This window comes from Streptomyces sp. H39-C1, from assembly GCF_027158125.1.
Classification (GTDB): Bacteria; Actinomycetota; Actinomycetes; order Streptomycetales; family Streptomycetaceae; genus Actinacidiphila; species Actinacidiphila fildesensis.
The window spans coordinates 43,069-64,948 of the sequence record NZ_JAPVLS010000057.1 but is presented as its reverse complement, the minus strand read 5'-3'; the positions used below and the strand labels follow the sequence as shown (position 1 = coordinate 64,948).

At 71.3% G+C, this 21,880-nt stretch carries 19 protein-coding genes; 11 read left to right on the top strand and 8 right to left on the bottom strand.

What is annotated here, in order from left to right:
* The coding region (locus O3W51_RS31260; RefSeq protein ID WP_269287825.1) for a BTAD domain-containing putative transcriptional regulator at window positions 1-1,511 on the top strand (1,511 nt) is incomplete at its 5' end.
* A gap of 72 nt (window positions 1,512-1,583) precedes the next feature.
* On the opposite strand, the gene O3W51_RS31255 is transcribed toward O3W51_RS31260, so the two are convergent.
* The 3 genes from O3W51_RS31255 to O3W51_RS31245 form a co-directional block, all read right to left on the bottom strand.
* Complete coding sequence (locus O3W51_RS31255; RefSeq protein ID WP_198357794.1) at window positions 1,584-3,185, bottom strand: transporter; 1,602 nt, start codon at window positions 3,183-3,185, stop codon at window positions 1,584-1,586.
* Window positions 3,182-4,009, bottom strand: a complete 828-nt coding sequence (locus O3W51_RS31250; RefSeq protein WP_138353530.1) for an ABC transporter ATP-binding protein — start codon at window positions 4,007-4,009, stop codon at window positions 3,182-3,184. The genes O3W51_RS31255 and O3W51_RS31250 overlap by 4 nt, the downstream gene beginning before the upstream one ends.
* A 77-nt stretch (window positions 4,010-4,086) precedes the next feature.
* Window positions 4,087-4,743, bottom strand: a complete 657-nt coding sequence (locus O3W51_RS31245) for a bifunctional DNA primase/polymerase (protein WP_138353531.1) — start codon at window positions 4,741-4,743, stop codon at window positions 4,087-4,089.
* A 273-nt stretch (window positions 4,744-5,016) separates the two neighbouring features.
* Between O3W51_RS31245 and O3W51_RS31240 the strand changes: the two genes are divergently transcribed.
* Together O3W51_RS31240 and O3W51_RS31235 are read left to right on the top strand one after the other, a co-directional pair.
* On the top strand, window positions 5,017-6,399 hold the full coding sequence (locus O3W51_RS31240) for a transcriptional regulator (RefSeq protein ID WP_198357793.1): 1,383 nt from the start codon (window positions 5,017-5,019) through the stop codon (window positions 6,397-6,399).
* 273 nt (window positions 6,400-6,672) lie between these two features.
* The gene (locus O3W51_RS31235) at window positions 6,673-8,103 is read left to right on the top strand and encodes a hypothetical protein (protein ID WP_269287824.1); all 1,431 of its coding nucleotides are present in this window, start codon (window positions 6,673-6,675) and stop codon (window positions 8,101-8,103) included.
* A gap of 34 nt (window positions 8,104-8,137) precedes the next feature.
* Here O3W51_RS31235 and O3W51_RS31230 read toward each other — a convergent pair whose 3' ends face one another.
* Window positions 8,138-9,361 (bottom strand): ABC transporter substrate-binding protein, encoded by a 1,224-nt coding sequence (locus tag O3W51_RS31230; RefSeq protein ID WP_244809217.1) that lies wholly within the window; start codon window positions 9,359-9,361, stop codon window positions 8,138-8,140.
* A 193-nt stretch (window positions 9,362-9,554) separates the two neighbouring features.
* Here O3W51_RS31230 and O3W51_RS31225 point away from each other — a divergent pair, with 193 nt between their 5' ends.
* Together O3W51_RS31225 and purU are read left to right on the top strand one after the other, a co-directional pair.
* Window positions 9,555-10,001 (top strand): SCO4402 family protein, encoded by a 447-nt coding sequence (locus O3W51_RS31225; protein ID WP_269287827.1) that lies wholly within the window; start codon window positions 9,555-9,557, stop codon window positions 9,999-10,001.
* Between the two features lie 46 nt (window positions 10,002-10,047).
* Entirely contained in the window at window positions 10,048-10,902 is an 855-nt protein-coding gene (gene purU, locus O3W51_RS31220; RefSeq protein ID WP_343241464.1) for a formyltetrahydrofolate deformylase, read from the top strand.
* Between the two features lie 35 nt (window positions 10,903-10,937).
* Here purU and rfbC read toward each other — a convergent pair whose 3' ends face one another.
* Both rfbC and rfbA read right to left on the bottom strand, forming a co-directional pair.
* On the bottom strand, window positions 10,938-11,540 hold the full coding sequence (gene rfbC, locus O3W51_RS31215) for a dTDP-4-dehydrorhamnose 3,5-epimerase (protein WP_138353537.1): 603 nt from the start codon (window positions 11,538-11,540) through the stop codon (window positions 10,938-10,940).
* On the bottom strand, window positions 11,537-12,418 hold the full coding sequence (rfbA, locus tag O3W51_RS31210; RefSeq protein ID WP_269287823.1) for a glucose-1-phosphate thymidylyltransferase RfbA: 882 nt from the start codon (window positions 12,416-12,418) through the stop codon (window positions 11,537-11,539). The genes rfbC and rfbA overlap by 4 nt, the downstream gene beginning before the upstream one ends.
* A gap of 139 nt (window positions 12,419-12,557) precedes the next feature.
* Here rfbA and rfbB point away from each other — a divergent pair, with 139 nt between their 5' ends.
* Together rfbB and rfbD are read left to right on the top strand one after the other, a co-directional pair.
* A complete protein-coding gene (gene rfbB / locus O3W51_RS31205) occupies window positions 12,558-13,544 on the top strand; it encodes a dTDP-glucose 4,6-dehydratase (RefSeq protein ID WP_138353539.1) in 987 nt (328 codons plus the stop codon).
* The gene (gene rfbD, locus O3W51_RS31200; RefSeq protein ID WP_138353540.1) at window positions 13,541-14,458 is read left to right on the top strand and encodes a dTDP-4-dehydrorhamnose reductase; all 918 of its coding nucleotides are present in this window, start codon (window positions 13,541-13,543) and stop codon (window positions 14,456-14,458) included. Before rfbB ends, rfbD begins: the two co-directional genes overlap by 4 nt.
* 114 nt (window positions 14,459-14,572) lie before the next feature.
* On the opposite strand, the gene O3W51_RS31195 is transcribed toward rfbD, so the two are convergent.
* A complete protein-coding gene (locus tag O3W51_RS31195) occupies window positions 14,573-16,183 on the bottom strand; it encodes a N,N-dimethylformamidase beta subunit family domain-containing protein (RefSeq protein WP_269287822.1) in 1,611 nt (536 codons plus the stop codon).
* Window positions 16,184-16,311: 128 nt separating this feature from the next.
* Window positions 16,312-17,637 carry a lipopolysaccharide biosynthesis protein gene (locus tag O3W51_RS31190; RefSeq protein WP_138353542.1) on the bottom strand — a complete coding sequence of 442 codons (1,326 nt, stop codon included), beginning with the start codon at window positions 17,635-17,637 and terminating at the stop codon, window positions 16,312-16,314.
* A 307-nt stretch (window positions 17,638-17,944) separates the two neighbouring features.
* Here O3W51_RS31190 and O3W51_RS31185 point away from each other — a divergent pair, with 307 nt between their 5' ends.
* The 4 genes from O3W51_RS31185 (at window position 17,945) to O3W51_RS31170 (ending at window position 21,877) form a co-directional block, all read left to right on the top strand.
* Window positions 17,945-18,361 carry a DUF2304 domain-containing protein gene (locus O3W51_RS31185; RefSeq protein WP_198357789.1) on the top strand — a complete coding sequence of 139 codons (417 nt, stop codon included), beginning with the start codon at window positions 17,945-17,947 and terminating at the stop codon, window positions 18,359-18,361.
* Window positions 18,358-19,095 carry a glycosyltransferase family 2 protein gene (locus O3W51_RS31180; RefSeq protein WP_138353544.1) on the top strand — a complete coding sequence of 246 codons (738 nt, stop codon included), beginning with the start codon at window positions 18,358-18,360 and terminating at the stop codon, window positions 19,093-19,095. The genes O3W51_RS31185 and O3W51_RS31180 overlap by 4 nt, the downstream gene beginning before the upstream one ends.
* Entirely contained in the window at window positions 19,092-20,042 is a 951-nt protein-coding gene (locus tag O3W51_RS31175; RefSeq protein ID WP_138353545.1) for a glycosyltransferase family 2 protein, read from the top strand. Before O3W51_RS31180 ends, O3W51_RS31175 begins: the two co-directional genes overlap by 4 nt.
* Window positions 20,043-20,206: 164 nt before the next feature.
* A complete protein-coding gene (locus O3W51_RS31170) occupies window positions 20,207-21,877 on the top strand; it encodes a hypothetical protein (protein ID WP_138353546.1) in 1,671 nt (556 codons plus the stop codon).
* Window positions 21,878-21,880 lie beyond the last annotated feature (3 nt).

The following is a 21,880-nucleotide window of genomic DNA, read 5'->3' as shown; positions in this document are numbered from 1 at the left end:
ACCGGGCGGACCTGCCCGCCGACGCGGACGGCTCCGCCAGCGCCCCGTACCCGGGCCTGGCCGCCCTCGGCACCCTCGACGGCGCCCGGCTGATGCTCAACCTCGAAGCGGTGCCCGGCATCGTGTCGCTGACCGGAGCCCGCGCCGACCGTGAGGCGGTTCTCGCCTCCGTCGCCGCCGAACTCGCCACCAACGGCTGGTCGGACCGGATGACGGTGACGCTTGTGGGCTTCGCCGAGGACCTCACGGCCCTCGCGCCGGCCAGGATCCGGCACCTCGCTGACGTCCCCGAGGTCCTCGAGACGATGGCCGCCGAGACCGCGCAGCGCTCCGCCGCGCTGCGGACCGCAGGACAGGACAACGTACTGACCGGCCGGACCGGCAGCGCCCAGCACACCCAGCGCTCCCCGCACCTCGTCCTGATCGCCACCGAGCCCACCGAGGAGGAGGCCGACCGGCTCGCCGAACTCGCCGCCGACTCCGGCCGGCTGGGCATCGGCTACCTCGTCGCGTCGGCCCGGGACGACCTGCCGGGCGCCGCCTGGGCGCTCGAGGTCACCTCGGCGGGCCGGCTGCTCGCCCCGCTCCTCGGTCTGGACCTGGAGGCACAGCTGCTCCCGGCCGCCCAGTACGAGGCGATCCTCGGGCTGTTCGCGGCGGCCGACCCGGACCGCGAACCGTCCGCCTCCGTGCCGCCGTTCATGGTCGACCTCACCGACCAGGGCCGGCCCGGGGTGTACGCCCGCCTCCTCGGCCCGTTCGAACTCATCGGCCTCGAAACCCCGGAGGCCGGGCGCAGCCTGCTCCTCCACGAGGCGCTGGCGCTGCTCCTGCTGCACCGTGAGGGCGTCCACCCGCGGGTGCTGGCCTCCGCGCTCTGGCCGCGCGGCGTCACCGACGACGTGCGCGACGCGCTCATCGACCGGCTGCGCGACTGGCTCGGCACCGACGCCGACGGCTCGTCGCGGATGTCGTACGACGCCACCGGCCGCCTCGTGCTGTCCAGCACGGTCGTCTCCGACTGGGACGTCCTGCAGACCCTGCACCACGCGGCCTCCGAGGGCCCGGGCGCCGACGATCCGCAGACCCGCCGCCGGCTGCTGGCCGACGCCCTCGCGCTGGCCCGCGGCTCCCTCCTGGAGGACCGCGCCCCGGGCCGCTACGGCTGGCTCGCCCACGAGATCGTCGACGCCCAGCACCCGGTCCTCGTCGCGGAGGTCGCCCTCGCCCTGGCGGGCCTGCACCTCGACGCGGGCAAGCCGAAGGCCGCCGTCGCCGCCGTGCAGACCGCCCTGGCGGTCACCGGCTCCGACGAGCGCCTCTGGCTCGCCCTCCTGCACGCGACCCACGCCACCGGCGACCCGGCCCGCCTCGAAGCCGCCGCCGAATCCCTCCTGGCCCGCAACCACACCCTCAACGGCGCGGCCCGCGGCCTGCCGCCCCGCGTCGAAGCCCTGCTGGACGAACTCCTTCCGTCCTGGCGCGGCAGCATCGGCAGTATCGCCAACTGAACGATCGCCAACTGAGCAATCGCGGATCGGCCAACCGGCGCCCGGGCGTTCGCGCCCGGGCGTTCGCTGTGCTCAGCCCTTCGCCACCGCCGTCAAAATCTCCGGGAGGCGGTTGAGGAGGCGGGGGGCCGTGAAGCGGAGGGATGCCGCGGCCAGGGTCACGGCGTAGAGGGCGCCGATCGGCAGCAGGATCCAGAGGTAGGCGTGGTGGTCGGCGACGTGGAGGTAGATCGTCAGGCCGACGAGCGGGAGACAGCAGGCCGCGCCGGTGAGACCGCCGCCGAAGAGGCTGATCGCGGCGAGGCCGCCCTGGCCGGGGGCCGAGCTGCCGAACGGGTTGTCCTGGGGGAGGGCGTACGGGAAGCGGACGCTGGCGAAGGCGCCGGCGGCGATGAGGGCGCCCAGGAGGGCGAGGGACAGCCCCAGGGTCTCCGGGACGGCGTCCGGCCGGCCGAGGAGCAGGGCCGCTCCGATGGTGACGATCGTGACGTACGGGACGGCGACGGTCGACAGGGCCAGTGCGCGGGCGCGCAGTTCCGCGTGGGCGTCGGCGCGGGTGGAGATGGTGGAGGCGACCGTCCAGAAGGCGGAGCCGTCGACACCGAACTGGTTGTACATCTGCATGCCGAGGAGCCCGGCGGCCCAGCACGCCGAGTAGATGCTGCCGTGCTGGACGGCGGCCACGATCGGCAGCAGCAGTCCGACGGCCAGCGCCGTCGCCCAGGCCGCCTTGGAGCGCGGATCGCGCCAGGCGTAGCGGAACTGGCGTTCCATCACGGTGCCGGTGCGGCCGCCGGGCAGCAGCGCGGCGAGCCGGCCGCCGCCGGTGCCCGCCTCCTTCTCCGCGGCCTGGAGGGTGGAGGCGTCGGGGGTGACCATCAGCCGGTACAGGCTGTGGTGCCACCAGCGGATCACCAGGGCCAGGACGGCCGCGACGTAGAGGAGTTCGAGGACGGCGAGACCGTAGGAGCCCCCGGTCGCCGCGCGGACCGCGTCGATCGCGGGGGCGGGTGGCAGCCAGCGGAGCACGGAGGCGAGGGACTTGACGCGGTCCAGGCCGTCGGACGAGGCGAGCGAGCTGGCGCCGAGGTTGACGAGCTGCGCGCCGACCGCCACGAACAGGCCGCTGAGCAGCGCGAGGTCGCGCCCCTTGCGGCTGGTGAGCAGACGGGTGTTGGCGGCGGCGACGGCGCGCGACAGCGCCACGCACAGCAGCAGTACCAGCGCGACGGCGACGATCGCGACGACGATGGAGACCGCGTTGCCCGCCAGCGCGGACACCGCGCCAGCCGTCACGATGACCGTGAAGACCGGTCCCACGCCCAGCAGCGACGAGATCAGCAGGGCGGAGATCAGCGGCCGCGGGCGCAGCGGCAGCATGGCGAGGCGGGTGGGGTCGAGGGTGTCGTCGCCGCCGAAGAGGAACAGCGGCATGACGGCCCAGCCGATGATGAGGACGACGGCCAGCCCGACGGCGGCCGCCGGCCCGTATTCGCTGTGGCGCAGCGCGATCATCCCGACGCCCATGGCGAGCCCGTACAGCATCGCGAAGACGACGCCGACGATCCAGCCGATGGTGCGGCCGGTGGACTGCCGCAGTCCGTTGCGGATGATGGCGAGTTTGAGACGGATGAAGACCGGCGTGACCGACGGGTGCGTGGCCGGGGCGCTCATCGTGCGCCGCCCAGCCAGTCGAGGTCCTGGCCGCCGCGTTCGGTGGCGCCGACGAGCGACAGGAACGCGTCCTGGAGGGAGGACGCCTCCCCCCGTACGTCGGCGAGCGGGCCCTGGGCGACGATCCGGCCGGCGGCCATCACCGCGACCCAGTCGCAGAGGCTCTCCACGAGCTCCATGACGTGCGAGGAGAACACGACGGTGGCGCCCGAGCGGGTGTAGCGCTCCAGGACACCGCGGATGACCTGCGCGGACACCGGGTCGACGCCCTCGAAGGGCTCGTCGAGGAAGAGCACTTCGGGGTTGTGGAGCAGCGCCGCGGCCAGTCCGATCTTCTTCCGCATACCGGTCGAGTAGTCGACGACCAGCTTGTTCTGCGCGGCGGAGAGGTCGAGGACGTCGAGCAGCTGCGCGGCGCGCTTGTCGACCTCGGCGCCGGGCAGACCGCGCAACCGGCCGGTGTAGGCAAGCAGTTCGCGGCCCGACAGACGTTCGAAGAGCCGCAGCCCCTCGGGGAGCACGCCGATCCGGGACTTCACGGCGACGGGGTCGGTCCAGACGTCGTGGCCGGTGATCAGGACGGTGCCGTCGTCGGGGCGGAGCAGGCCGGTGACCATGGAGAGCGTGGTGGTCTTGCCGGCGCCGTTCGGGCCGACCAGGCCGATGAACCGTCCGGCCGGGAGTTCGAGGTCGATCCCGGCCACGGCCACCTGCTCGCCGAAGGACTTCCACAGGTTGTGGACGCTGACCGCGTAGCCCTGGTCCGCTGCGCCTTGATCCGGTGCGCCCTCGTCGGGTGCACCCGCCTCGAATGTCTTCGGCACGTTGCGCCGTCCTTCCCCGTGGAGACCGCTGATCCACGGGGAAGCCTAGAGCAGGCCCTGTCAGGCCCCGGCGGGTGCTATCGGGCCCGGCTCGCCGCCGCCTCGCGGCCGCACGCGTACGCCAGCGGGCTCAGCAGTTCCTCGACGTCGGGGAGCCAGCGGTTGAGGGCGGTGGGCTGGCGCGCCCACTGCACGGAGCCGCCGGTGCCGGTGCGGGTGGGCGGGGACGCGATGAAGTCGCCCTCGCCGCGGACCAGGAGGTCCAGGGAGGCGGGCGGCCAGCCCAGCTTGCGCAGCAGGTCGGGGACCTTGACCGACGCGCCGGGCAGCACCAGGAAGATCAGCCGCCGGTTGGGGGTGCAGAGCACCGGGCCCAGCGGCAGGTCCATCCGTTCCATGCGGGCGAGGGCGAGGCAGCCGGCCACCTCGGGGACGTCGATCGCGTCGAAGGTGCGTCCGGTCGGCAGCAGGATCGACGCCCGCGGCTGCTTGGACCACATCCGGCGCACCGCGACGGCGCTGCCGCTGGCCTGGGTCGCCCAGTCGGGGCGGGTCGGGTGCGCGCCCGGCGCCGGGCAGGCGGGGGAGTCGCACGAGCAGCGTGACCCGCCGCCGTCGTCCTCCAGCCAGGAGCCGGGCAGCACGTCCCAGTGCCGCTCCTCCGCGTATCGGACCGCTGTGTCGAGCAGTTGGTCGGTGAGCTGCTGCGGGGGGGCTCCGATGGTGTCTTCCACGCGCTGCACAACTACCTCGGTCACCAAGGGTTACGGGGTGGAGCCGCGGCTCATCGCGGGCGCACGGGTGCACGGCCGGGGGCGCGTGCGGGAACGCGGCCCAGGATGCGGGTAGTCCCTGGTGGGTGCGGTGACGTACGCCCTGGAAGAAATGCCGTGAAAACGGTGAATTCACGTCATGTGTGCTGGGCATTGATCTCTTATCGAAGATCGCCAGGGGGAGCGGGACGACGGGCACAGGCCCGTGATCCCGCGATGAAGGAGGGGCACTACATGGCCGCACGACCACTGGTGGCGCGGCAGCCGAACGAACGGCTGCAGGCGCTCATCCAGGAAGCCGGCTGCTCCAACGCCGGCCTGGCCCGCCGGGTCAACATGTGCGGGGCCGAGCACGGCCTCGACCTGCGGTACGACAAGACGTCCGTCGCCCGCTGGCTGAGAGGCCAGCAGCCGCGCGGCCGGGCGCCGGCCATCATCTCCGAGGCGCTGGGCCGCAAGCTGGGGCGCGCCGTCTCCATCGACGAGATCGGCATGGCCAACGGCAAGAACCTCGCCACCGGCATCGGGCTGCACTTCGCGCCCACCGTTCTCGGTGCGATCGAGCAGGTCTGCGAGCTGTGGCGCAGCGACGTCGGGCGCCGGGACTTCCTCACCGGGTCGACGGTGGCCGCCTCGGCCCTCGTCGAGCCCAGCCGTGACTGGCTGATCACCCGTACCGACGGCGCCGTCGCCCGGGCCGGCGGGTCGCGGGTCGGCAAGGCGGACGTGGAGGCGGTGCGGGCCACGACGAAGGCGCTCGTCGACCTGGATCACCGCTTCGGCAGCGGCCATGTGCGGCCGGTCGTCGTGCACTACCTCAACAGCGTCGTGTCGGGGCTGCTGGCGGGCTCCTACCGCGAGGCGACCGGCCGTCAGCTCTTCGGCGCGGTGGCGCGGTTGACCGAACTCGCCGGCTACATGGCCGTCGACACCGGGCAGCCGGGGCTCGCGCAGCGCTACTACATCCAGGCGCTGCGGCTCGCGCAGGCGGCGGGCGACCGCGGCTACGGCGGCTACGTGCTGGCCGCCGGGATGAGCCATCTCGCCGAGACGCTCGGCAATCCGCGCGAGATCGCGCAGCTCGCGCGGGCCGCGCAGGAGGGCGCGCGCGGGCAGGTCACCCCCACCGCGCAGGCGATGTTCTACGCGGCGGAGGCCCGCGGGCACGCGCTGCTCGGCGACGCCCGGACGTTCGCGTCGGTCGCCGGACAGGCCGTCGACGCGCTGGAACATTCCAACCCGGACGACGACCCCGACTGGATCTCCCACTTCGACCAGGCCTATCTGGCCGATGAGTTGGCGCACGGCCACCGCGACCTCGGCCAGGCGGCCCCGGCCGCCCGGCGCGCCGAGGAGTCCCTCGCGGGCCACCCCCCGACGCGGGTGCGCCGCCGCGCGATCGGGCTGCTGCTCCTCGCCGACGCCCAGGTGCAGCAGCGCGAGATCGAGCAGGCCTGCCACACGGGCACCGAGGCGGTGGCCCTGCTGACCGGGCTGCGCTCCCATCGCGGTGCCGAATATCTGGACGACTTCCGCCGCCGCCTGGAACCGTACGGAGCGGAGCCCGCGGTACGGGAGTTCGGCGCCCATCTGCAGGAGCAGGAGGCCGCCGCATAGCGCCCGGCGGTCCTCCCGGGGTGCGCGCCGCCCCGGCGCACGCGGTACCGGCGGAATCGCCACCCGCCGGAATCGTTACCGGAACGACATCGCCGTGCACGACCGCCCAAGAGACGGCCGATACCTCGCCATTCGGTCCTTCCCCGTCGTCAACGCGGCCCTGTCCGGCCCTCGCCCGATCGGGTGCGTGGTGGGTTCTCAGGCTGACCCGGTAGCGTGAGCCGTCGAGTCCGATGACGGGTCCGACGACGGGTAAAGGCGGGAGTTCCGGCGATGCACAGCGGACACGGCGACGAGACGCCGGACGATCAGTACCGGCAGAACCCGGGAACGCCCGAGCCCCGAAGGGGTGTGGTGCTGCCACCGGAGCAGCCGCCGCAGCATTACGACGACCATGTGCGGCCCGCCGGCGGGCAGCCGTGGGACCAGGCGCCGGGCGCCGCGCAGCCGCTGCCGCCCGAGGCCGGCGCGGGGGCGGACGCGACGATGATGTTCCCGCCGTATCCGCAGGCCACCCCGCCTGCTCCCGCGATGCCGCCGATGCCGCCCGCGATGCCCCCGGCGCCGCAGGCGGCCGCCGCACCGGTGCCGGAGGCGGACGCCACCCAGTTCCTGCCCCCGTATCCGCGTTCGTCGCCGCCCCCGGAGCCGTTCACCCCGGACCCGTTCAAGGCCGAGCCGTTCGCTCCCGAGCCGTTCACGCCCGAGCACTTCGGGGCGGGGACCGGTCCCGCCGGGTACCCCGCCGAGAGCGAGGCGGAGGCCACCCGGCACCTGTCGCTCTCGATCTTCGACGAGCCGTCGTACGACCAGCCGCAGGGGCCCTCGTACGACCAGTCGTACGACGAGCCGCAGTCCGCCCCCTCGGGCGACTACGACCACCTGTACCGGCAGGACGGCCCCCGGCAGCAGCCGAGGCCGGAGCCGGCCCGTCAGCAGCCCTACCGGGGCCAGGCAGCGCCGCCGGCTCCGGCGCCCGCTCAGGCCTATGCGGATCCGTACGACGGAGCGAACGGTGCGAACCACGCAAATGGTGCGAACGGTGGCGGCGGTGGCGGATCGCGCCGCCGGCTCTCCCCGGCCGCGGTGATCGGCATCGTGGTCGTCGGCTGCGCCCTGGCCGGGCTGGCCGCGGGCGCCGCGCTCAGCGCGGGCGGCGACGACAGCAAGGACGCGGCCAAGGCGAGCAAGCCACCATCCTCGTCGACCGGAGCGTCCGCGCAGCCGGGCGGAGCCGCCGACGACGCCGTCACGAAGCAGGCGAAGTCCCTGGACACACTCCTCAAGGACAGCGGCAGCAGCCGGTCCTCCGTGGTCAGCGCGGTGGAGTCGGTCAAGTCCTGCAAGAACCTGCCCCAGGCGGCGACCGACCTGCGCGCGGCGGCCGGCCAGCGCGGCACGCTCGTCACCCGCCTCGCGGCCCTGCAGGTGGGCCAGCTGCCGCAGCACGCGGAGCTGACCGAGGCGCTGAACAAGGCGTGGGCGGCGTCGGCCGCGGCCGACAACGCGTACGCGTCCTGGGCGGACCAGGCGGCCAGCGACGGCAAGACCTGCAAGGGCGGCCACGCGAAGGGCACCCCCGTCAAGTCGGTGGGCGACCGCGAGAGCGGCAGCGCTACGGCGCAGAAGAAGCGGGCCGTCCGGCTCTGGAACGCGATCGCGAAGCAGCACAACCTGACCGAGCGGGAGTACTCCCAGCTCTGAGCCGAGCGGGCGCCCGGGGTCCGGGCGCCCGCTGCTAGTCGTTCTGGCTCACCTGGCGGCCGAGCGTCGCCGCCATGTCGACGAATCCGGTGCGGGCGGCGACCAGCCGGCCGTCCTTGACGACCTGGTAGACGACCTTCGCGTTCACCATCCGCGGGTGGCCCGGCACCGGGAGCATGTTCTCGTTGCGCCAGCCGAGGTCCGGGGTGAGGCCGCCGGTCGAGATGGCGTTCGCCTTGTCCAGCGCGCGCTTGAGGGTCATGGGGTTGACCTCCTCCTCGCCCATCGCCCGGACGACCTCGGTGAAGACCGAGTACGCGATCCAGGTGGTCTGGACGCCGGGGTCGGCGACGTCGATCCGGTTGTCACCGAAGGCGTACTTCTTCACGACCTCCTTCATCGCGTCCCACTTGGGATCCGAGGTCGGCGGGTACCAGCCGGTGGCGAACGCGTTCTCCAGCGGGCTGTTCCTCCCGCCGGTGCTGTCGATCAGCGACTGCTGGATGCTGCCGATCACCGAGGAGAGCCGCACGTCGGGCAGCTCGTTGCCGAGCCGCCGGAGCGAGTCGATGAAGGTGTCCGTGCGGTCGCCGAGCACGGCCGAGACACAGGTGCCGGAGTGGGCGTTGCCGACCGCCCGCTGGGCGACGCCGGTGTACTCGGTGGAGTCGTCGGCCGTCGGCAGGTCGTTGGCGGCGGGCCGGCCGCCGGCCTTGAGACCGGCGTCGAGGAACAGCGGGAACTGGTCGCCGACGATGGTGTCCGGCCGCACCAGGCTGACCTTGGAGCAGGAGGCCGCCAGTTGCTTCCCGCTGCCCGTCAGCAGGGCCGGCAGGCCGCCGTTGACGGGATAGGACATGGGGCTCTGGAACTCCTCCTGGGTTATCCCGTAGCCCCCGATGTACGGGATCCCGGCCGACTCCAGGATGGAGGTGAAGCTGTTGGCGTGCTCGCTGTACGAGCCGATGACGGCGACCGCGCCCTCTTCCTGGGCCCGCTGCGCGCACTTCGCGGCCTCGACCGTGTCGTTGTGGTCGTTGCAGGTGAGGACCTTGAGGTCGCGGCCGTTCAGCCCGCCCGAGGCGTTGACGTGCGCCGCGAACGCCTGCGCCATGGCGGGCATTCCTGGCATGTTGGTCGATTTCGTACCGTCCGGCGCCCAGGTCATGACGACCACGGGTCCCGGGGAGCCCCCCGCGCTCCCCGGGATCGCACCGCAGCCGCTGATCAGCGCCGCGCAGGTCGTCGATACAGCCAACAGGACAGCCTTGCGCGAACGCCGCTCAGTCATGAACATGGACGTTTCCGTCCCGCCCTCAACGTGCGGGTGACCGTGGGCGAACGCAGCGTCACGTTCAGGTGAATTGCAGGTGCGGATTCGAGGGAACGTACGATCGGTCACCGTGCAGACTTCGGAGAAGACTTCCCGCCGCGGTACCCGCTCCTCCACGATGGGGGGCATGCCGCTCAATGACATGCCTTGGTGGCGCTGGCGCAGCAATGTGCGCTCGGCGCTGCACATGATCAGCGACCCGGTGTTCCAGCAGGAGTGCTGGCTCGCCGGGGTGCCCGGTTTCGGCGACGTCACCGACGCCGTCTACCGCCTCGTCGAGGACACCTGGCTCGACAACTGGTCCGCCGAGAAATACGTCGGGACGATCTTCCGCGACTCGCAGGAGGCCGCGCTCGTCGACGTCGCGGTGCTCCGGGTGCTGAAGATCCTGCACCAGGTGGGCGCGGACGCGCCGGTCAGCACCTACCTGGAGCACCACGCCTGGCCGGAGGCGATCCGCGCCGCCCGTGAGGCGCACGTCAAGCTCGCGACGGCCGACGGGGACGACGTGGACGCGCCGCCGCGCTCGCTCGACGTCCTGGCGATCTACACGCGTACCGCCTGACGGACGGCGGCGCCGTGCGAGCGGCCGCGTGTGCGAGGCTGACGTGGTGAACGAACCGCAATATGTGCTGACGCTGTCCTGTCCCGACAAGCAGGGCATCGTGCATGCCGTGTCGAGCTACCTCTTCATGACCGGCTGCAACATCGTGGACAGCCAGCAGTTCGGGGACCAGGACACCGGGCTGTTCTTCATGCGGGTGCACTTCACGGCGGAGCCGCCGGTGGACCAGGACAAACTGCGCGCGAGCTTCGCGGCGATCGGCAGCGCCTTCCAGATGGACTGGCAGCTGCACGCGGCGGACGAGAAGATGCGGGTCGTCCTCATGGTCAGCAAGTTCGGGCACTGCCTGAACGATCTGCTGTTCCGCACCCGGATCGGCGCGCTGCCCGTCGAGATCGCGGCCGTGGTCTCCAACCACACGGACTTCGAGGAGCTCGCCGGCTCCTACGGCATCCCGTTCCACCACATCCCGGTGACCGCCGACACCAAGGACCAGGCGGAGGCGCGGCTGCTGGAACTGGTCGAGGCGGAGCGCGTGGACCTGGTGGTGCTGGCCCGCTACATGCAGGTCATCTCCGACGACCTGTGCAAGCGGCTGCCCGGCCGGATCATCAACATCCACCACTCGTTCCTGCCGAGCTTCAAGGGCGCCAAGCCCTACCACCAGGCGCACGCGCGCGGGGTGAAGCTGATCGGCGCGACCGCGCACTACGTGACGGCGGCCCTCGACGAGGGCCCGATCATCGAGCAGGAGGTCGAGCGGGTGGGGCACGAGGTCACCCCCGAGCAGCTCGTGGCGATCGGCCGTGACGTCGAGTGCCAGGCGCTGGCGCGCGCCGTGAAGTGGCACAGCGAGCACCGCGTCCTGATCAACGGGCACCGCACGGTCGTCTTCGCCTGACGTGCGGTGCCGCGGGCCGTACCGGTCCGGTCCGGTCAGGCGCCGGCGCCCAGCTCCTTGTAGCGGGCCTGGCAGACGTCGAAGTCCGGCAGCCGGCCGCCGTCCCGCATCTCCGCGAAGCTGGGGGCGGCCGCGTCCCGGGCGGACAGCTGGGGCGCGCCGGTCTGCCAGTCGATGCCGAGCTCGGGGTCGAGCGGGTGCACACCGTGCTCCTTGTCGGGACGGAAGACGTCCGAGACGAGGTACGAGAGCGTGGCGTCGTCGCTGAGGGCGCAGAAGCCGTGGCCCATGCCCTCCGCGATGTAGAGGGCCTTGCGGTCCACGTCGTCCAGCCGGACGCCCTCCCACTGGCCGAAGGTCGGCGAGCCGACCCGCAGGTCGACCACCACGTCGAGCACCGCGCCGCGTACGCACGTCACGTACTTGGACTGGCCCATCGGGACGTCGGCGAAGTGGATGCCGCGCACGACGTCCTTCGACGACACCGACATGTTGGCCTGCGCGAGCCGCATCGGATGCCCGACCTCGGCCTCCAGCCGGTCGAAGCGGTACCACTCCAGGAACAGGCCGCGCGGGTCGCCGTGCTGCTGGGGGGTGATCTCCCAGGCGCCGTGGAAGGACAGCGGTCGGATGTTCATCGCGGGAGGTCCTCTTCGAGGGCGATCGTGTTGACGAGGTATTCGCCGTAGCCGCTCTTCAGCAGCGGTTCGGCCAGTTTGCGCAGCTGCTCGGAGTCGATGAACCCCATCCGCCAGGCGGTCTCCTCGACGCAGCCGAGCTTCAGCCCCTGCCGCTCCTCGATGACCCGGACGTACTCCGAGGCCTGGACGAGGGAGTCGAAGGTGCCGGTGTCCAGCCAGGCGGTGCCGCGGTCCAGTACGGAGACCCGGAGCTTGCCCTGCTGCAGGTAGGTCGCGTTGACCTCGGTGATCTCCAGTTCGCCGCGCGCGCTGGGCTTCAGGCTGTTGGTGATGTCCACGACCTGGCTGTCGTAGAAGTAGAGGCCCGGGACGGCGAAGCGCGACTTCGGCCGCTCCGGCTTCTCCTCGATCGACAGCGCGTTGCCGTGCTCGTCGAACTCGACGACGCCGTATGCGGTGGGGTCCTTCACCTGGTAGGCGAAGATCACGCCGCCGTCGGGGGAGCTGTGGTCCTGCAATTGCCGCCCGAGGCCCGCGCCGTGGAAGATGTTGTCACCGAGAATGAGCGCCACCGGCTCACCGCCGATGAAGTCCGCACCGATCTGGAAAGCCTGGGCGATTCCACCGGGATTCGGCTGCGAGCGGTATTCGATATTGATACCGAATTGCGAGCCGTCGCCGAGGAGCCGGCGGAACTGCTCCTGGTCCTGCTCGGTGGTGATGAGCAGTATGTCGCGAATTCCCGCCATCATGAGCGTCGACAGCGGGTAATAGACCATCGGCTTGTCGTAGACCGGCATCAGCTGTTTGGAGACCGCTTTGGTGATCGGCCACAGCCGGGACCCGGTCCCGCCGGCGAGGAGGATACCACGCATGTTGTTTCTACTTTCTCCGGCGGCAGGCGGCCGAAGACTGCTCGGCTTCGCCCCTGCACTCGGGGAACGGCTAGAGTTACGGCGAAGCAAACCATCTTACGCCGCCCCCCAGTAGGGGCCTGACTGGACTCTGGCACTCATGAACATTCTTGTTACCGGTGGCGCCGGATTCATCGGCTCGCAGTTCGTCCGCGCAGTCCTGTCAGGGGAGATGCCGGGGCTCGAGACCGCCTCCGTCACCGTACTGGACAAACTCACCTACGCCGGCAACCCGGAGAACCTCGCTCCGGTCGCCCACCTGCCCGGCTACCGGTTCGCGCACGGCGACATCTGCGACGCGGACTTCGTCGCCTCCGTCCTGCCCGGCCATGACGCGGTGGTGCACTTCGCCGCGGAGTCGCACGTCGACCGGTCGATCACCGGCGCGGCCGCGTTCGTCACCACGAACGTGCTCGGCACCCAGACCCTGCTGGACGCCGCCCACAAGCTGGGCATCGGCCGCTTCGTGCACGTGTCCACGGACGAGGTGTACGGCTCGATCAGCGAAGGCTCGTGGACCGAGGACTGGCCGCTCGCGCCCAACTCCCCGTACGCCGCGGCGAAGGCGGGCTCCGACCTGATCGCGCTCGCCTACCACCGCACGCACGGGATGGACGTGGTGGTCACCCGCTGCTCCAACAACTACGGGCACCATCACTTCCCCGAGAAGATGATCCCGCTGTTCGTGACGAACCTGCTGGACGGCAAGAAGGTCCCGCTCTACGGCGACGGCGGCAACATCCGTGACTGGCTGCACGTCTCCGACCACTGCCGGGGCATCGCGCTCGCGCTGCAGGGCGGCAAGGCCGGTGAGGTCTATCACATCGGCGGCGGCACCGAGTTGACGAACAAGGAGCTCGCCGGCCGGCTGCTGGAAGCCTGCGGCGCCGGCTGGGACATGGTCGAGTACGTCGAGGACCGCAAGGGCCACGACCTGCGCTACTCCCTGGACATCAGCAAGTCCCGCGCCGAGCTGGGCTACGAGCCGCAGATCGGCTTCGACCAGGGCCTCGCCGACACCGTCGCCTGGTACCGCGACAACCGGGCCTGGTGGGAGCCGCTGAAGGCCAAGGCGGCGCTTTCATGAGCGATGCCGTGACGAACGACGACCCGGCCGCCGGCAGCACCCGCTGGCTGGTGACCGGCGCCGGCGGCATGCTCGGCCAGGAGGTCGTGGCGGCGCTTGCCGCCGACCCGGCCGCCGCCGTCACCGCCGCCACCCGGGCCGACCTGGATCTGACCGACCCCGCGGCGCTGCTCGCGGCGGTCCGCGGTCACCGGATCGTGGTCAACGCGGCAGCCTGGACGGACGTCGACGGCGCGGAGGCCGACGAGGCCGCCGCCACCGTCGTCAACGGCGACGGGGTGCGCCATCTGGCCGCGGCCTGCGCCGCCGCGGGCGCGCTGCTCATCCATGTCTCCACCGACTACGTCTTCCCCGGCGACGCCAAGGAGCCGTACCGCGAGGACGACCCGACCGGGCCGGTCAACGCGTACGGCCGCGGCAAGCTCGCCGGTGAGCTCGCGGTCGCCGAGCTGCTGCCCGACAGCGGCTACACCGTCCGCACCGCCTGGCTGTACGGCGCGCACGGCCGCAACTTCGTCGCGACCATGCTGAAGCTGGCGGCCACCCACGAGACGCTCGACGTCGTCGACGACCAGCTCGGCCAGCCCACCTGGGCCCGCGCGCTGGCCGTCCGGCTCACCGAGCTGGGCCGCGCCGCGCTCGCGGGCGACGCCCCGGCCGGCGCGTACCACGGCACGGCTTCCGGCCAGGCCACCTGGTACGAGCTGGCCCGCGCCGCGTTCGAGCTGTCGGGGCTGGACCCCGACCGGATCCGCCCCACCACGGCCGACAAGTTCGTCCGGCCGGCCCAGCGCCCGGCCTACAGCGTGCTGGGCCACGACCGCTGGTCCGCCGCCGGGCTCCCGGCGATGGCCGACTGGCGGGACGAGCTCAAGGCGGCGGTCGCGGCAGGAACGTTCGCACCGCGGCCGTAGCCGCACCACCGGTCACGCCCACCGGGTACGACGCACGAAAGCCCGGCCGCCACTGCGGTCGGGCTTTTCGTGTTCGGTGCACCCGCGCGGACCCTTCGGAGGGCCCGCGGCGGGTCAGTGCGCGTAGGAGAAGCCGGCGGGCGGCCTGGCGTACGTGTTGTAGTTGTCGACCGCCGGGTGCTTCGCGCCGGCGGGGCCCGCCTGGAACGCCGTCAGGATGTTCTCGCTGACCTTGCGGGCGAACTTCACCGAGCTCTGCGGCACACGGTAGGAGCACCGGTCGTTGTTGACCGTGCAGGTCCAGCCGAGGGTGCCGCTGGAGAACACGCCCGCCCCGGAAGGCGTCGTGTAGTAGGTGGAGTTGGAGAAGCTGTGCTTCTTGCCCAGCGTGACGGGTGAGTCGGAGAGGGCCTGTATCGGGCGCGGCACCTCGGGCCCGGTGAACAGCTTGTCGTACTCGACGGCGACCAGACCGGGGTACTTCGACCCGTTCTTCGCGCCGGTGCCGGCGTAGACCCAGCTGTCCGCGTCCGTGACGACGTACGGCGCGGTCACGCCGAGCCATTCGTACTGGACGCCGAGCAGTTCACTCTCGGGACGCGGGTTCGGCGGCAGCCGCCACTGCTGCGTCGCCTCGTTCGGGTCGGTGAGCACCATCGGGTCCTCGGACGGGTCCTTGTAGCACGTCACGACGCGCTGGTCGCCGAGGGCCGAGGCCTCGAAGCGGACGTGGCGGTAGACGTTGTTGGCACCGAAGAACGCCATGTTGATGCCGGTGTCGCGGGCCTTGGTCGCGGTGTCCCGCATCCCCGAGGACCAGTACTCGTCATGGCTGGAGAATATCAGCGAGCGCGCGCCCTTGAACAGTTCGGGCATGTTGTCGAGCTCCGACGAGGTGACGTAGGCCATCCGCAGGCCCAGCTTCTCGGCGGTGACCAGCATGGGCAGCTCGTGCCACAGGAACTGGCCGCTGCCACCGCGGTCGTAGGGCCGGTCGAAGCTCACCTTGCGGGAGCGCTCCGCGTAGGAACGCGGGCCGGGAGGGCCCGCGTAGATGTTGTGCCCGCCCCACGAGTTGTAGGCCTGCCAGGTGGCGGTCGCGTTGACGAACACCGTCTTGCCCGCGGTGGAGGTCGAGCGGACGGTGATCGGGACGTTCCGCTCGTTGCCCTTCCTGGACGTGAGCTTCAGCAGGTAGTCGCCCTCGGGCCAGCCCTTGGTGCCGATGCTCATGGACGGCTTCCACGGGGCGGTCGCCATGAATATGCCCGGCACGACCTTGGCCGGCGGCTGTATCTGACCGCGTACCGACTTCGAGGACCAGACCAGCCGGCCCTGCTTGCCGCCGTAGTAGCCCATCCGGAAGGCCTGGACTTCGAAGCTGCTGGCCGTGGTCGACACATACAGGTCGAACGGCTGACCGGACGTCACGCTGACGTGATTGGTGTATCCCTCGATCGCGTTCTGCGGACCGGGGTTCCGCACCTCCCAGGCACGGGTGCCGGGCAGGGCGTTCTCCTTGGACACGGAGAAGTCGCCGGTCGACTGCCGTGGCGGCGGGGCGACTTCGGCGACCTTGTGCGGGGCGGTACCGGTAGCCGACTCGGGCACGGACGCGGCGACGGCATCGCGGGTGTGGTCCAGGACGTAGGGAACGGCCGGGACGGCTATCGCGATGAGGGCGCCGAGGGCGCACATAAGAAGGATGATACGGCGCACATTCATGGTCCAGCGACCGTACATGCGTCCGGCAACCGACTTTGTCGATGCTGTCTGATCGTCGGGTCGCTGTGACAAGACTGTGAACTTCGCCGGGCCTTTGCCGGCTGTTCACCACCTGAATGTGGTCTGTGTCACCCGGGTTTGACGGTTCCGAGGGCCTCGGCGTCCCCGACCAGTGCCCGGGTCTTCGCGTCGAACGGCTGGTCGAAATGGCGCAGTCCGGAGCGCAGCCCGAACAGCAGAGCGACGGCGGCGGCGCCGGCGGCGATCGCGTAGGAGAGTTCGACCTGCAGCGCCGTGCCGCCGGGCAGCAGGGGTGCGGTCCCCAGGGCGAGGGCCCCGATCGTCCAGGCGACGCACAGTATGCGGTGGCCGCCGGTGGCCAGGGTGCCGCTGCTGAGCACGATCGCCGCGAGGTGGGCGACCGCGCCGAGACCCAACAGACCGAAGTCCAGGGAGCTGAGGGCCGGCGGTGCGTGGAAGGCCGTCTCGTTCAGGGCCGGGCCGATCACCGCGCAGACGACCGCCCAGCCGGCGCCGAGCGCCGACACCATCAGCAGGTTGCCGCGCAGCGTGCGCAGGAAGCCGGCCTTGTCGCCGGCGGTGTGCCGGCCGGTGAGCTCCACCAGCAGGGACGCCTGCATCGAGCTGACCAGGAACTGCGGCACGCGCACCAGGATCAGCGCCGAGACCAGGGCGGTGACCAGTGGGGTGTTGTCCGGGTCGAGGAGCTTGGCGGTGACGACCGGAGCATTGGCCACGGCCTGCATCAGCGTGGTGGAGACGACCAGGACGCCGAAGCCGTTGTGGATCTCGCCCACGCCGGCGGCCGGTCCCGGCCGGGACGCCCGGCGCATCGCGGGCAGGCACAGGAGCACGGCGGGCAGCGGGGCCAGCGCCATCGCCAGGCCGAACGCGAGGAAGGAGCCGTGTACGGCCAGCAGCGTGATCGCGGCGCCCACCCGCAGCACCGCGTCGGCGGTCAGCTGGACGGCGTACCAGCGGAAGTTCCCGTACCCGGCGAGGATGCCGCGCGCGGTGTGCTGGGCGGCCCAGCCCACGAAGGCCGCGCCCAGGACCGCGACCATCGCCCGGTCGCCGTTGAAGAGGAGGTCCGCCAGCGGACCGGAGGCCGCGGCGAGCGCCGCCAGGACCACGGCCAGCATCGCCGTCGCGGTGAGTATCCCGCGCCGGATGGCGGGCCCGGCGCCCAGTCCCGCGGCGGTCCGCGCGGCCACCACCCGGGTCAGTTCCTGCTCGACGGGGAAGAACAGCCCGATGCCCGCGAAGGCGATCACCGACCACAGGACGGAGATCTGGGCCATGTCGTCATGGCCGAGCGTCCGGCCGGCCAGGGCCAGGAAGATGTACGAGGCGCCGGCGTTCGCCGCCACCCCGGCCCCGACGAGAAGGGTTCCGGAAGGGAGCGTGCGCAGGAGTGCTGTGGGCGACTTCATGTGGCGGCAAGAATACCCCGGGGGATATGACAGGTAGTCGCCGGACCGGCTCCCCCAGCGGCCCGGAGACCCTGGGGCGTGGGCGTCCACCCGGCTTTCGGCTCTTGTGGCCAAGGGGTACCATGAGCGCCGTGTCCGGCAGCGTGTGTGACGTCGCCACCCAGTCGCGGGTTGGCGGGACGTCTTCTTCGCCCTCTGCCCGGTAGCCGGTCATTCCCTGGACGTCAGCCGACGCCGGTATGACGCGGCAGCCTCGTACTCCGACCGGAAAGACGGCTGAATCGTGCAATTGTCCGTACTTACCTCGGTGACCGGCTTGGCGGTGCTCGGATGCATCGTCGAGCTGTTGCGTCGCCAGCAACTGCGCGAGAAGTATGCGGCCCTGTGGCTGCTCATCGGCCTGATCATCGCTCCGCTCGGTTTCTTCCCGACCTGGCTCGACTCGATCGCCAACAAGCTCGGCGTCGCCTCCGGCGTGAGCCTGGTGCTCTTCGCCGGCTTCGTCCTTGTGCTGCTCGTCACACTGCACCTGAGCTGGGAGTCCAGCCGTCTCGAAGCCGAGACGCGCACCCTGGCCGAGGAAGTGGCCCTGATCCGGGCGCACTTGGCGCAGACCGCCGACCCGATGCCGGCCAACGCGGTGAAACCCGTCATCGACGGCGACACGGGCACCGACAGCACCACTGCCACCACCACTACGGATGATCGCGAGGCCCGGGCATGATCGATGGCCGACGGGTACTGGTGATCGTGCCGGCGTGGAACGAGGACGCCGGGCTGGCGACGACCCTGGGTGAGATCAACAAGGAACTGCCCGACGCGGACATCCTCGTCGTGGACGACGGTTCCACCGACCGCACGGCCAAGGTCGCCGCGGCGGAGGGCGCGATCGTCGCCCGCCTGCCGTACAACCTCGGCGTCGGCGGTGCCATGCGGCTGGGCTACCGCTACGCGCTGGAGTACAACTACGACGTCGCGATCCAGATCGACGCCGACGGCCAGCACGACCCGAGCTATGTGCCGGCCCTGCTGCGCGAGCTCGACAACGCCGACCTGGTCGTCGGCGCCCGCTTCGGCGGCGAGGGCGACTACCAGGCCCGCGGCCCGCGCCGCTGGGCGATGCGGCTGCTGTCCGGCGTCATGTCCAAGCTGGCCGGCACCCGGCTGACCGACGCCACCTCCGGCTTCCGCGCCTGCAACCGCGACCTGATCGAGTTCTTCGCCGGCTGGTACCCGGTGGAGTACCTCGGCGACACGGTGGAGAGCACCGTCGGCGCGATCCGCTGCGGCTACACCGTCCGGCAGGTCCCGGTCGCGATGCGGCCGCGCACCACCGGCAAGCCGAGCCACTCGCCGCTGCGCGCGATGGTCTACCTGGCCCGCGCGGGCCTGGTCCTGCTGCTCGCGCTGATCCGGCGGGTGCCGTCCCAGGCCCCGCACACGATGGTCTCGGCATGACGGACCAGGATCCGTCCGGCGGCGGCTCCGCCGGACTCCGCTTCCACATCCTGATGCCGTACTACGGCGATGTCGCCGTCATGCAGGACGCCGTCCGCAGCGTGCTCGCCCAGGACGGGGACGACTGGCGGCTCACCGTGGTCGACGACGGCAAGGAGGCGGGCGTACCGGAGTGGTTCGCCGCCCTCGCCGACGACCGCGTCCGCTATCTCCGCAACGAGCACAACCTCGGGGTGACCGGGAACTTCAACCGGTGCGTGGAGCTGTCGGAGGGCGAGCACACCGTCCTCATGGGCTGCGACGACCTGCTGCTGCCCAACTATCTGCGCACCGTCCGCGCCGCCCTGGACCATGAGCCGAAGGCGACCATGGTGCAGCCCGGCGTCGATGTCATCGACGGCGAGGGCCGGCCGTCCAGGACCCTGGCGGACACCACCAAGGACCGGCTCTACGCGCCGAAGGGCGCGCGCCCCCTCACGCTCAGCGGCGAGGACCTGGCCGTGAGCCTGCTGCGCGGCAACTGGCTCTACTTCCCCTCCATCTGCTGGCGGACCGAAGCGATGCGCAAGTTCCGCTTCCGGGCCGACCTCGGGGTGATCCAGGATCTGGCGCTCGTCGTCGACCTGCTGCTCGACGGGGCCTCCATGGTCGTCACGGACACCGTGGCCTTCCAGTACCGCAGGCATGCCGTCAGCGAGTCGTCCGCGAAGGCCCTCTCGGGGGACCGCTTCGACGAGGCGCGGCGGTTCTTCCTGGAGACGTCCGACCGGCTGACGGCCCACGGCTGGAACCGTGCCGCGAAGGCCTCGCGCCGGTACTGGTCCTCACGGCTGCACGCGGTCACCCTGCTGCCGGCCACGGCCCGCCGCGGACCGAAGGGAAGTACCCGCGCGATGCTCCGGCACGCGTTCGGGCCCATCGGTGGTGGCCGCGCCGGCAGTGCCTGACCAACGCCTGGCAGGTGGGGCCGGGGACCGGGTCCCCGGCCCGATGGCGACGCGGGGGCGGACAGGCTGTCCGATATCCTCGACCCCGATCTAGATCGACGCGAGTGCGGCAGCCGTTGGCCACCAACCGCCAGGGGGGTGGCCGACAAGTTACGGGAGCATTGATGACGACGTTGAACTGGCGGCCGCGGAATCTGATCCGGAGGGACCCGGGCGATCAAGCCGCGGCCCCCGGCGGGCGCCGGTGGGTGGGACTGCTCGCCGAGGCGGGTGTGGCCATGACCGCCGCCGCGCTGCTGCTGCTGTACAGCGCGACCATCCACGTCAACCCGATGAAGCGCCCGGGACAGGTCAGCGGCCTCGCCGCCATGCTGCTCCCGTTCATGGTCATCGCCATCGCGATCGTCGTCGCCGTGCTGCTGGTGCAGCGCTTCGGCCGGCCGGTCCACTACACCTGGGCGGTACGGCTGGCCTGTGCGGCGACCGCCGGCCTGTTCACCGGGCTGATCGCGGGCGGCGTCGCGGTGGCGCTGCACGGCACCCCGTGGCCCATCAACGGTGTGATCTCGGACTCCTCGGTCATCCAGAAGTACGCCCACTCGGTGGCCACCGGGCACGGCATCCCGGACGATTCCGGGTACCCGCCGCTGTACATCTACCTGCTCGCCGCCTGGGCCAAGCTCTTCTACAACGGCAACACCGGCTACGCGCTCAAGACGCTCTCGCTGGTCACCGTCGCGCTCATCGGCCCGCTGGCCTATCTGATGTGGCGGACCATACTGCGCCCGGTGTGGGCGTTGATCATCGGTGTCGTCCCCACCCTCCCGCTGATCGACCCGTACAAGCCCTACGGCAACCTGTCGCTCTTCATCTTCATCCCGGCGCTGGCGCTGCTGCTGAGCGCACTGCGGCGCAGTCCGGTCACCGAACCGAGGCGCCTGATCGCGGTGGGAGCCGGGCTCGGGCTGCTGATCGGCCTGGACTTCCTGCTCTATTCAGGATGGTTCGTCTGGTCGGCGGCCGGCATGGTCGTGCTCACGCTCGCGTACTTCCCCTGGAAGGCCGGCCCGAAGCGGGCGCTGATCCTGCTCGGCTCGACCGCGTTCGTCTTCCTGGCCGTGGCCGGCTGGACCCTCTCCAAGCTCCTGCTGATGTCGACGGACAACGTCGACCGGTACATGTACGTCGACACCGACACCGACCCCGGCTACTTCTCCATCTGGCTCTGGGTGCAGAACGGCAAGCCGGACCAGTGGCCGCCGCTGGGAGAGCTGGGCGGCGTCGGGCTCTTCGCCATCCTGCTCGCGATCGGCCTCGGCGTCTCGCTCATCCTGGGCGCCAGGCGGTCCGTGGTCATCGTCGCCGCCACCTGCATGGCCAGCGCCTGGGTGATGCGCCTGTGGTACGCCTCGCACATGTACCGGGACAACGCCGTACAGCTGTGGCCGCGCACGTCGTGGCAGATCATGTACTGCCTGCTCGTGCTGTGCGGATTCTCCATCTATCTCGGGGTGCAGCGACTCAAGCGGATCAAGCTCCCCAAGCTGACACCGGCTGCTTCGTCCGCTCCCGCGGGCACGGCCGGCGGCGCCAGGAGCGGTCTCCGGGCCCGTCTGCCGCTGCACGCCGGGGTGCTCGCCTGTCTGCTGCTGCTGTTCGGGATGTCGGGTTCCGCCATCGCCAACAAGTACATGCCGGGGCCCGGGCTGTACCCCGCGTACCGGTCGATGCTGGCGCACATCACGCCGAAGCTGGACGGCAAGTGCCCGGCCTACACCAACCCGAAGGCGTGCGTTCCGCGGAAGCACCCCTGGCTGGACCACTTGAAGAAGTAGCAG

Excerpts from the sequence above, each read along its gene's own strand:
- O3W51_RS31255 (WP_198357794.1), bottom strand. The coding sequence starts at position 3,185 with ATGAGCGCCCCGGCCACGCACCCGTCGGTCACGCCGGTCTTCATCCGT.
- O3W51_RS31240 (WP_198357793.1), top strand. The coding sequence starts at position 5,017 with ATGGCCGCACGACCACTGGTGGCGCGGCAGCCGAACGAACGGCTGCAG.
- O3W51_RS31235 (WP_269287824.1), top strand. The coding sequence starts at position 6,673 with ATGCACAGCGGACACGGCGACGAGACGCCGGACGATCAGTACCGGCAG.
- O3W51_RS31225 (WP_269287827.1), top strand. The coding sequence starts at position 9,555 with ATGGGGGGCATGCCGCTCAATGACATGCCTTGGTGGCGCTGGCGCAGC.
- rfbC (WP_138353537.1), bottom strand. The coding sequence starts at position 11,540 with ATGAACATCCGACCGCTGTCCTTCCACGGCGCCTGGGAGATCACCCCC.
- rfbA (WP_269287823.1), bottom strand. The coding sequence starts at position 12,418 with ATGCGTGGTATCCTCCTCGCCGGCGGGACCGGGTCCCGGCTGTGGCCG.
- rfbB (WP_138353539.1), top strand. The coding sequence starts at position 12,558 with ATGAACATTCTTGTTACCGGTGGCGCCGGATTCATCGGCTCGCAGTTC.
- rfbD (WP_138353540.1), top strand. The coding sequence starts at position 13,541 with ATGAGCGATGCCGTGACGAACGACGACCCGGCCGCCGGCAGCACCCGC.
- O3W51_RS31195 (WP_269287822.1), bottom strand. The coding sequence starts at position 16,183 with ATGAATGTGCGCCGTATCATCCTTCTTATGTGCGCCCTCGGCGCCCTC.
- O3W51_RS31190 (WP_138353542.1), bottom strand. The coding sequence starts at position 17,637 with ATGAAGTCGCCCACAGCACTCCTGCGCACGCTCCCTTCCGGAACCCTT.
- O3W51_RS31180 (WP_138353544.1), top strand. The coding sequence starts at position 18,358 with ATGATCGATGGCCGACGGGTACTGGTGATCGTGCCGGCGTGGAACGAG.
- O3W51_RS31175 (WP_138353545.1), top strand. The coding sequence starts at position 19,092 with ATGACGGACCAGGATCCGTCCGGCGGCGGCTCCGCCGGACTCCGCTTC.
- O3W51_RS31170 (WP_138353546.1), top strand. The coding sequence starts at position 20,207 with ATGACGACGTTGAACTGGCGGCCGCGGAATCTGATCCGGAGGGACCCG.